Raw genomic sequence first — 15,554 nt, forward strand, 5'->3', positions numbered from 1 at the left:
AACGGTTGATAATGATTATCATTATTGAATATCTAGTATTCATTACTTGACTATATCTGAGTTAAAAGGAGACTGAACACCCATGAACGCAGCCACCACCCGGACCGCATTACAGGTTGACGATTACCTGGATCTGCTCAATCTTGCTGTAAAAGTCGGAGATATGAAATGGCAAAAAGAGATCAAGTCCAGATTGCAGTATATCCTCTGTCTGCAAACCCGGTAGATTATTCCGCGCACAACAGCTAAGCCTCCCTGTCTATGGCAAGGACGCCATTGCTGTTAGTTATAGAAGAATGTATACGGCCGCATTTCCTTAACGGGAATGCGGCTTTTTTTGTGGTATACGGGGGCTAATTCCGGGACGGCTGCATCTGAGGTCTCCGGAATGTTTAATGATATAATGATTAGCATAATATAACGAATAACAGCCCATAGATCGGAGTGTGCAGACTTGAGAAAAATCCTCGCCTTGGTCTTACTATTATCCTTGCTCCAGATCCCCGGCGTCTATGCTGCGGATATTCCTGTACAGCAGGGAGTTGTTACTGATGAAGCCGGCTTACTTACTGCCCAGGAAGCGGAAGCTATCACCCGGATGGCCGCAACGGACCGCTATACTCTCCATATTCTTACAATAGACTCTCTTGACGGCGCGTACCCTGCCAGTTATGCAGATGAGGTATACGATACCTGGAACTTGAAGACCCGGGATATCCTGCTTCTGATCGCTTACGGAGACCAGCAGACGGAGATTAACTTCGATAATCCGGAGCTGCAGAACTCGCTCAATGCCTGGTCGCAGAACCTTGGAGGAGCTTCGGGAAGCGCGGCAATCACTAAGCTGCTGGAGACTTACTTCAATCCTTATGCCAGAGACGGTGATTTCGCCTCAGGAATCAGCTCTGTCATTAAGGAGCTTCAAGCCATAGGCAGCGGACCGGGCAGTGCTGCCGGTGGTACTGCTGGAGGTGGTACTGCGGGTAGCGGATCAGGCGGCAGCGGCGGGACAGCCGGAAGCAGCGGATCGGGGGCGGCCGAGACCGGCAGCGGCGGACTCTCCTTCTTATCGCTCGCCGCTATTGCTGCGGGTGCCGCCTTACTGGTGCTCCTGCTGTACGTGCTGATTACAGGAATGCGCCGCCGCAGCGGGCTTGCCAGGCAGCAGGAACAATTGTCTGACCTGCTGGTACGTGCGAATCGCGCCCTCGAATCCCTTCAGCCCTTCCAGGGAATCGTGCAGGGCAAGACCGGAGAACTGGTCGAGGGTATATCAAAGCGCCTGACCTCGCAGCTGGTCGAGATCTCAGCGCTGCAGACCACCGGGCAAGGTGCCCTGCCGCCCTTCTACCGCCTGTCCGCCCTCAAAGCTGCAACAGAACAGCTTCAGCAGACGGAAGGCAATTTCCGCACCTCGCTTGAAGAGGAAGAGAAGAATATCGCTGTCATCAGCGAAGCCGACCGGAACGTCAAGCAGCGGATCACCGAATTGAAGCAGGATGCGCCAGAGCTTGACGGACAATTGCAGCAGGCGGCCCAAGCGACCGGCTATCCGCTGCAGGAAATCGCCGAGGACCTGCAGGAGCTGGCCGCAGAAACCGCCAAAGCTGACCAGCTGGAGCTGTTTGACCCGATTGCCGCACAGGATATTACCGAAGAGGCGCAGGAGCGCCAGGAGCAGATTGAGCGGGACCTGCAGGATGTAGATGCTTTTGACGATAAGCTGAAGGCATTCCCCGGGGTTCTGGCCGCTGCCCGCAGCCGCATTGCCGGGCTGATTGAGCAGAACTCCCTGCACAATATGAAGGTTAAGCCCTATGACAGTCTGGAGCAGGCTTCCGCTGCCGCCGGGTCCCTTGAGGCGCCGCTGCGCAGCGGCGACATGGATGAGGTGCGGCGGATCGGTGCGGCGCTGGACGCGCTGCTGGCTGAAGCCGTTGCCATGACGGAGCGCCAGGCCATGATCCGGCAGAGCAACCGTGCAGATCTGGAGACGGTGCGCAGCAAGTGGGGCAGCTTGACCCAGCGGCGCAATGAGCTGCAGGGCAAGCTCACCGAGGCGGGGAACCAGTTCGTCCGCCAGCATCTGGACAGTCTGGAGCAGACGCTTGAGGAGACCGGCGCCGCACTGCGGCAAGGCGCAGGCGAAGTGCCGCAGATTGAGACCTGGACCAGCGATGCACGGGGTGAATATGAGAATGCGCGTAACGGACTTGACCGGCTGCTAACGCTGCAGGACGAGACTGAGGGCAAATTCAGCAGTATCGACAGCAGTCTGAGCTCTCTGTACGAACGTCTGGACAGCCTGAGAAGGCTGTTCGCGGAAGGGCAGAGCCGGGTCGATGCGGCACAGAATCTGCTGCATAGCAGAGGTATTGCTGCACAGAGCCGCTTCCAGCTGTCCCTGCTGCCGGAGTATGCCGAGCTGGAGCAGCGCCTGTCCGCCCGTCCATACAATCTGGATGAACTGGAGAGTACAGGACGTTCTTATGCCTCGCAGATTTCCAGCTTCGTGGAGGAAGCGAACCGGCTTGTCCGCCAGAAGGAAGAGGCAGAGCGGGCGGCCCGCCTGGCAATGATGCGGGAACAGCAGCGCAGAGAACAGGCCCGCAAGCGGATGTCCTCCGGGCCGCCCTCCTCGGGCGGATTCGGCGGCGGACGTTCCTCCGGCGGCTCCTCCTGGGGCGGCGGAGGCCGGTCGTCGGGCGGCTCTTCCTGGGGCGGAGGCAAGTCCGGCAGGAACTCTTCCGGCGGCTCCAAGTGGTAGACGGCGGATTGCCGGGAGCGGCATAGACATATCTAATACGGCTTCAGCCAGTGTTTATGGCTGAAGCCGTATTTTTCTGAAGAACCTGTATAAGTAAGTCCCGGGGTGGCTGATGCTGAGAATGTAAGATGTGTTATACAGGCTCCTGCAGCTGCATATGGGCAATGAACTCCATGAATACAGGGGATAGCCGCTGCTCCTTGCGGTAGATAAGCTGAATATAGAACGGCTCCAGCTGCCCGGCCAGGGGAATTCCGGTTAACACGCCGGTACGCAGCTCCTCTTCTACCGCATACCGCGGCAGAAAGGCCGTCCCCCAGCTGTGCTTCACCGCCTGCTTGATCCCCTCGAGATTCCCAAACTCCATATCCACACGCGCAGTTATACCGGATTCCCTGAGCACATGCAGCAGCTGCTTCCGGTAAGTGCAGGTACTCTCTGTCAGCACCAGCGGTTCCCCCTCCAGATGCTCCGGGGTAACCGCCTTTTCGGCTGCCAAGGGATGCTCCGGATGGGTGATCACATACAGCTGCTCCTCCCGCAGCGGCAGAGTGACCAGTTCCCCCGACGCATACGGAACATCGAAGATCAGACCGAAATGGGCGGTTTTATCTTTGACTGCGGCGATGATATCTTCTTCAGAGCCGGGCTGTACCCGCAGCTGCATTCCGGTATGCTGCTCCCGGTACCGGTGCAGCCGGTGAGGCAGATAATATGCGGCCAGCGTCTCAATGGCTCCAATATTCAGCACTCCCTGATCACCGCCGGAGATTATCCCTTTGGCTTCCGCACTCAGCGCCAGCATCTGCCGGGCATACGGGAGCAGATTGCTGCCGGCGAAGGTTGGAATCATCCCCCTGCCCGAACGCTCCAGCAGAATAGCTCCGTACAGCTCCTCCAGCTTGGCGATCTGCGCCGTCACACTCGATTGTGCGTATCCCAGCACTTCTGCCGCCCGGGTATAACTTCCATGGTCTGCCACTGTACAAAAGGTCCGCAAATAGGTTAATTCCATACACAGCTCTCCTGAATTATCAATATATTCGATATTTAGTATCACAGACTATAGATAACTCCAATTATAGTTCCCCTATATAATAAAACCAACCCGTTTAACCAAGGAGGACTCCGCAATGAAACTACAGGCGAAATCTCAAGTACTGGCTGCTCCGGCAGCGGCCTCCGCAGATGCGTTACGCTATTTCACGGCCAAAGCAGCATTCGAGACCGATGTGGCCGATGTGGCTTACGATCTGCGTGAAGGGATCACCGGCTTTCAGCTGGTCGATGTCCGCGATGCCCGTTCATATGAAGAGGCTCACCTGCCGGGAGCCCTCTCCCTGCCCTCCGGGCGGATAAACCACACTTCTCCGGAGCTGCCCACAGATGATGTACTCATTCTGTATTGCTGGGGACCCGCGTGCAATGGAGCCAGTAAAGCTGCAGCCAGACTGGCTGCCCAGGGCTACCTCGTTAAGGAGATGCTGGGCGGTATCGAGTATTGGCGCAAGGAAGGGGGCAGACTGGAGGGCAACCTGCAGGAGGAAGCGCCGCTGTACTATAGCATGCCTGCCGGATCACAATAGTGCGGAGCCTTTCCCCTAAGCGGATATTTCCGTGAGAGACGCAGCTTTTTATCATTTTATGAAATTAAGAAAATCAGCAGCAAAGAAGGCCCATAGGAGACAAGTCTCCTATGGGCCTTCTGCAGCAATCACTCCATCATTTCTTCGTGAAGATTAGTTTATCGAGGTTGCCCACATAATTCAGACTCGAAGTAGTCGAGCCCTTCAGTGAGACATACAGATGCTGCTTGCCGGTCAGTGTCTGACTGAGCAGAGCGCCTGCAGTCTTGTAGTTCCCCCAGGCTCCGCCTGTATTGGGCAGACTGACCGTACCGATCACGGTACCGTCTTTGCCGCCCAGCCGGATCTCAGCTGTGATGTCAGCCGGGGCACGATTGGTCGGCGCATCGTACTGGATGGACACGTAGTTCTTGCCCGGTACGCCGAAATCAACATTCTCAAAGGAGAACCAGGCTCCGGTAAATGTATTAGCCACTACAGTTCCGCCGTTGTTGCCCTCAGTTTTGAGCGGATTGCTGTTGAAGGTATTTTTGGCATCAGACCACACGGTCTTGTTCTCAAATTCCACAAGAACATCCGGTTCAGCTGCGGCCAGAGAGAAGGACGCATTGTCAAAATTACCGATATACTTGAAGGTTGAATCCGTTGTGCCCCTAAACACCAGGTAGATGTCCTGCATGCCGGTCAGATTCTTACTCAGCGCGCCGGACACAGTCTTGTACGTCCCCCAGGCATTTGCAGTCGGCGGTGCTGACAGAGTGCCTGCAAGCTCACCGTCCACTCCGCCCAGACGGACTTCAACGGATGAATCTGCGGCCGTATTCGTTGAATTGCCTGTATACTCCAGCGACCACTGATTCACGCCCGTGCTGCCGAAGTTCATTCCCTTGTATGCCAGCCAGGCTCCGCTAAAGGTATTGGCAACCTGCTTGCCGCTGGTACCGTTCTCGGTCTTCAGCGGACCGCCGTTGGCCGGATTATTATCCGTGGACCAGGCATCATAGCTCTCCAGCTCCAGCTTGGTGTAGTCGGTCCGGATCGCCTGGTAGTCCCACATGAACTTGTCCAGATTGGCGATATACGGACGATTGCTGTCTGTACTGCCCTTCAGCACGAAGAACAGGCTCTGCTTGCCGGTCAGTGTACGATTCAGGATTGCTGCCGCCGCCTTATATTGCGTCCACCCTGCACCGGTATTCTTAAGCTCCACATTGCCGAGAAGCTCGCCGTCTACAGCCCCAAGCCGCAGCTCAAGCACCGCATCCGCCGGTGTACGGTCAGAGTTTGCATTATACTCGACCGTAATCCGGTTTGTCCCTTTGGTTCCGAAATCGATATCCGCAAAGGATAGCCACGCGCCGGTAAAGGTATTGGCAACCACCGAACCGTTATTGCCGTCTTCAGTTTTCAGCTTATTGTTGTTGAACGTATTGACCGCATCCGACCAGGCCGTGCGGTTCTCAAATTCTACCGTCCCCGTATCCACTACCGGTGGCTGCGGTTCTTCCGCCGGGTCAGGTATAACCGGAGGCTTCACCGGTACCGGCAGCGGTTCAGGCAACGGAACTTCCCCGCCCGGCTGCTCTCCTCCCGGTTCGCCTGGTTCACTTGGTTCACCAGGGTTCTGCGGTGCCGGCTCCGGCTGCGATTCAATAGGATCAGCCAGCCACAATGAGTCGTAGATGTTGCCGTTATAGCTGTCCACCAGGTAGACATTCACCTGATACCTACTGGCGTTCACACTGAAGTTCTGCGTCAGCTCGAAGCCGCCGGACTGGACCGGTACGGCACTGGACAGCAGTGCCTGCTCTCCGCCGTCCATCAGCTGAATTACAGCAACCGCCGAGTCTACATAATCTCCTTTGAGAGTTCCTGATACCTCTACGGTCATATTGCCTGTGCGCTTCACGTCTGCCTTCAGATCGTACACATCCCATAGGATGTCCGAGGTGTACGGGACATTAGAAACCAAGGCATCGCCTGTCATGACATTCCGGTCTTCATTTGCTTGGATGCGTACTTGTACAGCACCCACCGCAAAAGCCTGCGGTCCGACCGTTTGCGGATTCGCTGCAGCCGTCTTCCAGCTCACACCGCCGTTGGTACTGTATTCATAGTCGGCCGGGCTTGTGAAGCCCTGTACCGCCGTCCAGCCGAAGGTATTGGCCGTATCGTCCACCAGCGGAGCTGTTGGCGCGTCAGGCTTCATCATTTGCTTGACTGTCTCCAGACTGAGATCAAATGCAATATCTGAGCTGCTGAAGTTTACCTGATGCACTTCTGCGGCAAGCACGTTGATGCCTTCCTGCAGATAATCCGGATTGATCTCATAACGGTTCCAGTCACGTTCGTCGCCGACTGTAGCATTGGCATTGGTATCATAAGCCGCAGCCCCGTCCGGCATGTTCGTCCGGATAATCTCATGTCCGTTCAGATAGACGATGGCGCCGTCATCACGGATCAGACCGGCATCCAGCTCCAGTATGTCCTGCAGCTCAGATGCATTGAATGTTGTGCGGAAGTAGGACGTCGTATATTTCTTGCTTGCATCCGGGCCGTAGCCGATCACGGTTCTGGCATATCCCTTGTTGTCGTAGCCAAGCGGTGCCTGCCCGGAGGACCAGCTGCTGTCATTGAAGCCCGCTAATGTCCAGCCACTCGCCGGGGCTTTGCCCTTATCATAATATTTCCACTCTGAACCTTCGCTGATCAATGAATTCCGGGAGAGTGTGTTCTCAATGTCAGCATCATAATCTGCTGTAGGAGGTGCCGATTTGGCCGAAGCTCCCCAAGCATAATTAGGCGTATCTCCCATATCAAATTCCAGCGTGCCCCCGTTCATCAGATCATCATAGCCGATCCAGGCCTGATCAAACGATTGACCGTTCAGGGTGGCGGATTGGATGAACCGGTTGGCGGAGGAGACATTGTCCGCTTTAATAGTAAAGGTCTTGCCATTATCCAGATGGAGGGTCAGCTCCGAGAAAACAGGTGAGCCGATCAGGAAATTGGCGTCTCCCGGATTGCCGGGAAAAAGGCCCATTGCGCTGTATACATACCAGGAGGACATTCCCCCGGCATCGTCGTCCATAGAAGGCAGATAACCTTCAGGATCAGCACGGTAGACCCGCGATTGGATCGGGAAAGCATACGGCCCGTGGTTGTGGTATTTCTGAGTAACCACCTCAGTAGTATATTCTCTGGCATAATATTGGGTCAGATAAGGATAACCCAGGTAGTTGAACAGATAGGGTACATCGATGTCCGGCTCATTGATAGCCATGTACTCATTCCGGGCAAAGAAATCCTGCAGCTGCTTCGCCATTTCTGTCTTGCCGCCCATCAGCTTGGCCAGACCATTGATGTCCTGTGTAGCGGACCAGCGGTATGTCCAAAGATTGCCCTGATAGGCATACTTGTCCACTGCGGTTACATCCCCCTTGGCTACCGTTGTACCATTCGGGGTAAAGAATCCGGTCTTAACACCGTTCTCGTCGACCTGATTCTCATTCCACAGACTCTGATAGGAGAGTGCGAGCTTCTTATATTTCTCATATGTGCTCTTATCGCCCAGCAGCGCAGCAAGCTTCATCGGAAAATAGGCACTTTTCGCCTTCTCCAGCTTGCCGGAAATTTCGCCGTCCGAGATCGAGAAGTTGTCCGCATCGACTGCCATTCCTTTTAGCGCCGTGTACACGTCATAGTCCGTGAAGCCTTTCGCATAGGCATCGAGAATAACGGCACCGTTGAATTCATTGCGCACCGTCGGGCTTGGCCAATAACCGTCCCCCCATTGCGTGTAGGTCCCTCTGGTCTTGTAAAGGTCAACCAGCGACTTCACCATGTTGTTATACTTCTGCGGCTCCAGCACAGAGAACAGGGAGTATTTGCGGAAATCATCCCAGGTCGTCCAGCCGTTATAGTATTCAAAATCCTCACCAAGCCCGGAAGCTTGGCGTACCGTATTCTCATCCCTGCCCGCCTTGAACGTTCCGGCTGAGCTGGTTACGTTCTTCGGATGCAGGTACGTATGGTACATTTGCGTATAAAATACTTGCTTATTCTCTTCATCTTCATCCTTGATTTCCACTTTGCCCAGAACATCGCTCCAGGTGCTGCGGATCTTGGCATGCTGGGCGTCAAAATCCCAGTCAGCAATATCCTGCTTCACCTCGGCTCTGGCCTGTTCCACACTTACCGCCGACAGACCGACCTTAGCCTGGATCACTTTGCCGCCATTCGTATCGAAATTAACCCAGACTCCGCTGTTCGCCCCGGTACGGACTGCTTCCGTTCCGGTTGTATCGCCCTGCCAGGAGGTGTAGGAATCGAAATCATGGTCAAACTGGATGGAATAATAGAGCTTATAATACCCGTTGCCGCATACGTTCTTGGATTGGATCATGCCCGTAATTTCATTGCTGCCTTCCACCTTCAGGTTGGCATCAAGCATTCCGGCATAGGAATTGGAGAGATCCACGAGTACAGAACCCGTCTTCGCGGATGCCGGGAATGTATAGCGCTGGAAGCCGACATTGTCCGATGCCGTCAATTCTACGCCGATTCCTGATGCCAGCGTAACACCGTAGTACCCGGCAGAAGCCTGCTCACTGCTTTTATCGTACAGCTGCTTATATTCATTCACATTCTTCGTGAACGAACGCGTCTCAGGCATCATCAGGATGTTGCCGCCTGCCCCACTGCAGCCTACACCGCTGAAACGTACCTGCGAGAAGCCTTTCAGGTATTTATCCTGATAATAATAGCCGCTGAACGCCCCGCCGTCGCTGTCAGGTCCCAGGGAGACGAGTCCGAACGGCGTCGACGGTCCCGGATTCGTCTGACCGTTATCTCCCAGGGTGTTGATAAGCGGATCAACATAATCCACCGGGTCCAGATTTACTGCAGGATAGGCCGGATATTTCCCGGCATCTACCCCATATACCTGCAGCTCATACAGCCGGACAGTATCGCCGCTCGCTGCAGCTTTGCTTACATAGAACCGGAGATAGCGGGCTGTCACCGGCTGGGGCAGATACCGGTCAACGACCGTCTGCACATTGCCCTGCACGACATCCACATCGCTCCAGCTCTGGCCGTCCTCGCTCTTCTGCAGCCGGAAATTCTGTGTATTCCAGAACGGGCTGTTCGAGCTCTCATTGATACCGGCGTTGTAAACCGTCCAATGGTTAATCGTGTAATCCTTACCAAGGTCGAGCTTCATCCATTTGATCTTGGCGGTTGTATTATCGCACCACTTCGTGTCGTTCTTGCCGTCTACAGCAAATTGCGGCCGTTCATTCACATTGCATTGACCTGAGGCCGTAACTTGTGCATTCAGTGCAACATTCTTCGCCGGGACTACTTCTATACCGGCTTCCGCGGCGGATACCGTAACCGTAAAGGCAGTCACTGAATCCAGCAAGCCAAGCAGCACCAGAACCGACATCAGAATGGAGAACAGTTGTTTACGCATGAGATTCCAATCCCTCGCTTTCATCTTATAGTGAAGAGCCGGTCTGAACCAGACGGCCTACCATTACAGCCACCTCAGCGCGGGTGACCTGCTTCTTCGGCTGGAATGCGGTGCCGTCTCCCTGCATTAGCCCGCTTGCTCCCGCCTCGGCCACACTGGCCGCCGCCCAAGAGGCAATTTCCCGCGCATCAGTATAAGCCTTACCTGCCTGGACGCCTGCCCCAAGCTTGAAGTACCTCGAAGCGTTAACCAGTGCTACCGCCGCTTCCTCGCGGGTAATGCGTTCACTTGGCCGGAAAGCTCCGTCGTAGCCGTTCATGATATCCATCGCTGCGGCTTCCGCCGCCTGCTTAGCGTAATAAGCATTTGAAGGCACATCAGCGAACGGTGCTGCCGCAACTTCAGCCGGCACATTTCCCGTACGCTCTACAGCCCGCATCAGCAGGGCGGCGAACTCAGCGCGGGTGATGCCGCGGGCCGGTTCATAATGCGCAGCGTCCACACCGTTCACCAGATGTTTGGCGGCAAGAGATTTCACGGCTGCCTCAGCCCAGTGTCCGGTCATATCCGCGAAATTCTTGTCATAGACAAGCAGTGCATATGCAGAGAAATGGGTTGCCTTGAAGGCTACCGTTCCAGCCGTCAACGTGCCAGGTACATATTCAGCACTGTTGCCGTCCACGTAATAAATGCCCGCTAGTTCCGTCTTCATCGAGGTAATCTGCTCCGGTGTCAGCCTGAGGCTAACCTCTGCCGGCTGAGCCAGCTGATGGATCTCAGTAACATTGCTGCCGTTTACCATCTGAATGACCAGCGACAGTAATACGCCAGTCGAAGCATAAGCGGCATCACTGCGGACAGACCCGCCAACCAGCGACTGGGCTTCCTTGTTCCAGCTGGCATTCAGGACTATCCGCAACCGGGTCTGATTATCATCCGAGGTCTTCATTGCACCTGCGGGAAAAGATATCGTTCTTACTCCATCCGTCAGTACAAGTCCTGTATTCCCTGCATTAAGCAGATTAAGCGATTGCTGCGGGAGCTCCAGTGCCACTCCAGCTTCTCCTGCCGTGGCCGGAAGCTCAATTGTGATCTGGCCAGCAGCTTGCTGCATAGCCTGCGCCAGCGTATCTGCACCAATCAGATAACTTCCTTTAATCAGCTCTGGCTTGATCCGGGCATTAGAAGCTTCTCCGGCTCCGGCTGGTATTGGGCTGGCCGCTGATGAAGCAGGGCTGCCCGTTCTAACGGGCTGTGACGTACCCGGATTACTCGGAGTTCCGGAATCCGGCGCCGGTGTCGGTGTCGGTGTTGGAGTTGCAGTCGGCACCGCGCTTGGGGTTGCTGTTGGAGCTGCAGTCGGTGTTCCGGGGCCCGGATTATCCTCCCCCTGAATGGTGAATTCTTGCGTCAATGCAGCTCCGCCGGAACCGGCAACGACGTTATAGCTTCCGGATGGAGCCAATAGCTGGCTTGCCGGAATTGATAACCGCTGTGCATATGCTCCGTCTACAGCCTTCAAGACATCAATATAGAACACCGTGCCGGCCGGGCTGACGATTTTGACTACGACCTGGTCACCCGGCCCAGCTGTCGTTCCAGACAACGTGATGCTGCCGCCGCGCTCAGCCGCCTTTCCGCTCAAATGGAGCGTGAAGGAGTTTGCAGCGAAGACTGCAGCAGGAGAATACAGGAACAATAAGACCATAATGGCCGCTACAACTTTTTTCACCTTCGGATTCCTCTCTTTCCTGATCACTGAAGTTCTACCGGCTTCGCAAGCTGTCCAGGCACTTCCAGGTTGTTGTTGAACTGGTCAAATACAAATACCTTGACCCGGTAGTGTTCACCTTTCACATTGTAGTACTGGGACATCGTCAGATGGCTGCTCGTAAGCGGGATAGCGTTAATCAGCAGCGGAGTATCTCCGTCCATCAGTTCGAAGACAACATAAGCGCTGCCGGTATACTCCGCGAGACGATCCAGTGAGACCTCTACCTGAAGCTGATTATCGCGCTTAAGCACACCCTTTATCTCGTACGTATCGGTATGATCATTTGGCGTGAACGGCTTATCCGAGAGCAGTGCTGTTCCTGCTGGCGTACCGGCTGCCATATCACCTTTGATGCGCACCTGCACCATGCCTGCTGCGTAGCTGCCGTCATGAATCGGCTGCGGGTTCACCGTGACTGGCTGCCAGGTTTCGCCTCCGTCCAAGCTATATTCATAGTCAGCTGCTTCAAGGTAGCCAGGTACGAGTGTCCAGCCGAAGGTGTTGCGCGCATCGTCAATGACCGGAGCGGTCGGTGCCGCCGGATGCTCACCGCCGGAGAACACGGTAGCTTCCGAGGAATTGTCCCGCTTGTCTACGGCTTTGACTACAAACTCATAATCCACTGCCGGATTAGTTCCCGTTACCTTATATTCATACTGGCTCCGCGCTTCTTCCACGGGTACATAAACACTCCAGTTCGTCCCGAGTTTACCGTTCTTCTCATAAATCCGGAAGCCTCTGACGGCATCAGCGTCACTCTTGTCGGCTGGTCTTACCCAGGTAAGTACGGCCGCCTTGTCCTCTGTCCTACTGGCTGCTAGCCCCTCCACCGGTTCGGGCTTGCTGTCATCGCGGACAATTGTGTACGTATCGAATGGAGCTGCATCGCCCGATTTGTACGAATTGATAGTGAAGCTGTCTTCCGTCATCGTGATGCCGGAGTAGATCGGTACTTTAGGCTGCTGATATACATTGGCATAATACGGATTTACACCCTTTTGGATATCGTAATATTTCGTACCGGCGGAATTATTGATCATGTACAGCGTACCGTCAGGGTTCAGCGGATTGCCGTCGCCGTTTTTTTGAATATCCGTTACCGCTTTGTCCTCATACATCTGGTACGAGCGCATGAAGGTATGGTCATGACCCTGCAGTACCACATCGATACCCAGCTCATCGAACACCGGAACCATCTTCTCTCTCAGCGCCAGAATATCACTGTCCAGTGCATGGTTCCCGAGCGAATAGACCGCCTTGTGGAAAGCAACCACTTTCCATTTCTTGTCCGTTACAGCTACCTCACGCTTCAGCCAATCAACCTGCTGTTCGAAGGAATTACGCTGCCGCTCGTCCCAGCCCATGTCCATCGTGTTCAGCACCATGATATGGGCATCGCCGTAGTCGTAGGAATAGACACTGCCTGGAGGAAGCGGATCATCGATTGAATCATTCGGATAGTTGAAATGATAATAATAGTTATCGTTATACGGCCCTTCATGATTGCCGACAGCCGCCATAAGCGGAAGCTTCATCAGCATGTTCTGCGGCTTGCCGAAATAGTCCAGCCACTGTGACTCCAGCGATCCGGCATCGACCTGATCCCCGGTCATTACCAGGAACTTGGCATCCGGATAATCATCCAGCCCGTTCTTCAGTGTTTTGGCCCATACCTCATAGTCGTTGGTATTTGCACCTTGGGAGTCAGTCATATAGAGGAAGTTGTATGCCTTTTCGTTCTCCCCCTCAGTCGTGAAGCTGCCAGCGGCGCTCCAGTTTCCGTCACTGCCCACACGGTATTTATAAGCAGTTCCGGGAACAAGTCCGGTAGCAATCGCTTTATGGCTGATAAAAGCGCCTGTTGTCGAGTTTGTAATTTTCAGATTAAGCGCCCGGGTGTCAGCAGGATCTCCAACAAAGCGCTGCTTCACTGGGGAGTCAAAGTCCTGGTCTGCCGGCACGATCTCTACAATGCTGTCCATAATCCCCGCTGGTGCGCTGTCGGGTCTTTCATAGCTTGTATACCAGGCGAAGGACCGGTTGGTCTTCGCTTCATTCTGGAAGGACATTGCAATCGCAATCGGTGAGTAATCCACGGCCTCTGACATATTATCAGGACTATAAACGAAACTGCCCGCAGATGTACCGTCTGTAAACTTCAGTCCTGCCTGCCCGTCATAGGAGATATTCACAATCTGCCCAGGCTTCACGATGGAGCCAAGTGCCAGTGTAAGCTGATCTGGAGCACTGCCTTGAACCGCATTCAGGAGCGGGATCACAGCTGTGTCCGTCTTGACTGTGAGATGGCTGGCCAACTCGGACGAAACCGGCTGCAGATCACCCGTGAGCTGCAGTGCTACACTGGTACCGCCAGAATCTACGCTGCCGTAGACAGGGCCATTGTAATCAACCGGAAGGTAAAGGGCAGAGGCAGGTACAATCTGCTTCGTTATCCCCGGACCCGACCAGCGCAGATACAGGTTCGATCCGCCGAAATCCTCGAAATATTCTACTTTAAAGTTGTGCTTCACTCCGCCTTGCAGTGTAATCGGAGTGCTGGTCTGTTCCACATCCCAGTCGTTAGTCCAGTGGTCGATCACAAGCTGGTCGTCCAGCCACATCCGGAAACCATTGTCGCCGATCATATAGAAGGTATAGTCGCCGGACTCCGGCGCCATGATCTGGCCTGTCCAGCGGATATTTGCATCATCCGAACGTCCGGTCCATGTCTGGAGAACGGGGTCCAGATTGCTGAAGTTAATCTGGGAATCAATTCGTGTGGACTTATAATCACCGAACTCAAAGGTCTCGGTACCGGTGTAATATTGACCAAGTAATCCGTGGTCTTTCGAGGCGGATACCCCTGCAGAAGCGTTGAGTTCGAGGGAGAAAAACGTATCGGAGCTGCCGCCCCTGTCCTGATGTACCTCGGCGGCAATTACATTTGTGCCCTTCAGTAACAGAGCCGGATCGATATTGAAGTTATTATCGAGCCGCTCGTCGCCGATGGCCGAAGAAGCATAAGTATTATAGAGAATCGTACCCGTCGGCAGGTTCGTGCGGTAGACTTCCTGACCGTTCAGATACACAACTGCGCCGTCATCCCGGACCAGCGTAGCCGCGAGCTTAAGGATAGCTGCCGGGTCGTCAATCTGAAATTCCTTGCGGTAATACGATGTTGTATATTTTTGGCTTGAATCCGTGCCGTAACCGATCCAGGTGTTCAGATCCAGCCCTTTGCCGCTGCCGGCATAGCCGAGCGGGGCTTGTCCCTGCTTCCAGCTGCTGTCATCGAAATAGACATCCTGCCAGACCGTAGCCTGATCAGAACCGTCATCCAGATACACCCATCCACTGTCCTTGGCGATCAATGCTCCCTCTGCAGCAGCAGCTGACATGGGAGCATCCTCACCGGCAACAAGAGATATTTCTCCGTCTGCACCGCTGGCGGCAGGCTCTGCAGCAGATGCCGATCCTGAGTTATCCGTTCCCTCAGCCGGATTAGCACCTGTGTCTGCAGGCTCTGCACTGGCCGGTAGTAACGGCACATAACCAGCGGTGAACAATGAAGCCGTCAGCAATGCAGCTGCAAGCATTCGGCTTAGCAGCTTAAACCTCTTCTTCACTTCTTTTCCCCCCAAATGAAAGTTATGATCATTTGGAAATGATACGTTTACCGGGCGAACTGTTCAATGCATGCTTGGTAAAGCCAGGATGAATTTTATGTAAAATTTGAAGAAAAGTATTTGGAAATTAATTCATTATAATATATAATTATTCACGTTTTTCCAAATCACCTCTCTTACCCGCTACTGCCAAATAACCTGTGTCCCTTATAAGTAGCCGACGAAGCAGGGTTAGTTGTAATTCCGGCATTCTAAAAGGAAATGTAATCGGGAGGTTAAAACAGCTATGAAATTTACTATGAATTCCAGCAGGAACAAACAGCTT

Annotated in this window: 7 protein-coding genes; 3 read left to right on the forward strand and 4 right to left on the reverse strand. The window is 54.2% G+C overall.

The features are described 5' to 3' along the window. Window positions 1-82 precede the first annotated feature (82 nt). Both GC101_RS30030 and GC101_RS30035 read left to right on the forward strand, forming a co-directional pair. Window positions 83-226, forward strand: coding sequence for a hypothetical protein (locus GC101_RS30030; RefSeq protein WP_171720322.1), 144 nt, complete (start codon window positions 83-85; stop codon window positions 224-226). 228 nt (window positions 227-454) lie between these two features. Continuing rightward, complete coding sequence (locus GC101_RS30035) at window positions 455-2,767, forward strand: TPM domain-containing protein (RefSeq protein WP_171720323.1); 2,313 nt, start codon at window positions 455-457, stop codon at window positions 2,765-2,767. A gap of 133 nt (window positions 2,768-2,900) precedes the next feature. Here GC101_RS30035 and GC101_RS30040 read toward each other — a convergent pair whose 3' ends face one another. Then, on the reverse strand, window positions 2,901-3,782 hold the full coding sequence (locus tag GC101_RS30040) for a LysR family transcriptional regulator (protein WP_171720324.1): 882 nt from the start codon (window positions 3,780-3,782) through the stop codon (window positions 2,901-2,903). A gap of 118 nt (window positions 3,783-3,900) precedes the next feature. Between GC101_RS30040 and GC101_RS30045 the strand changes: the two genes are divergently transcribed. Then, window positions 3,901-4,353 (forward strand): rhodanese-like domain-containing protein, encoded by a 453-nt coding sequence (locus GC101_RS30045; protein ID WP_171720325.1) that lies wholly within the window; start codon window positions 3,901-3,903, stop codon window positions 4,351-4,353. A 136-nt stretch (window positions 4,354-4,489) separates the two neighbouring features. Here the strand turns inward: GC101_RS30045 and GC101_RS30050 are convergent, their stop codons facing one another. Genes GC101_RS30050 through GC101_RS30060 form a run of 3 tightly spaced genes read right to left on the reverse strand, consistent with a single transcriptional unit; the run spans window position 4,490 to window position 15,229 of the window. Further along, on the reverse strand, window positions 4,490-9,829 hold the full coding sequence (locus GC101_RS30050) for a glycoside hydrolase domain-containing protein (RefSeq protein WP_171720326.1): 5,340 nt from the start codon (window positions 9,827-9,829) through the stop codon (window positions 4,490-4,492). Between the two features lie 25 nt (window positions 9,830-9,854). Next, on the reverse strand, window positions 9,855-11,561 hold the full coding sequence (locus GC101_RS36825) for an S-layer homology domain-containing protein (protein ID WP_171720327.1): 1,707 nt from the start codon (window positions 11,559-11,561) through the stop codon (window positions 9,855-9,857). A 23-nt stretch (window positions 11,562-11,584) separates the two neighbouring features. Next, window positions 11,585-15,229 (reverse strand): PA14 domain-containing protein, encoded by a 3,645-nt coding sequence (locus GC101_RS30060; protein WP_343049840.1) that lies wholly within the window; start codon window positions 15,227-15,229, stop codon window positions 11,585-11,587. Between the last annotated feature and the right edge of the window lie 325 nt (window positions 15,230-15,554).

This window comes from Paenibacillus phytohabitans, from assembly GCF_013141775.1.
Lineage (GTDB): Bacteria > Bacillota > Bacilli > Paenibacillales > Paenibacillaceae > Paenibacillus_AQ > Paenibacillus_AQ phytohabitans.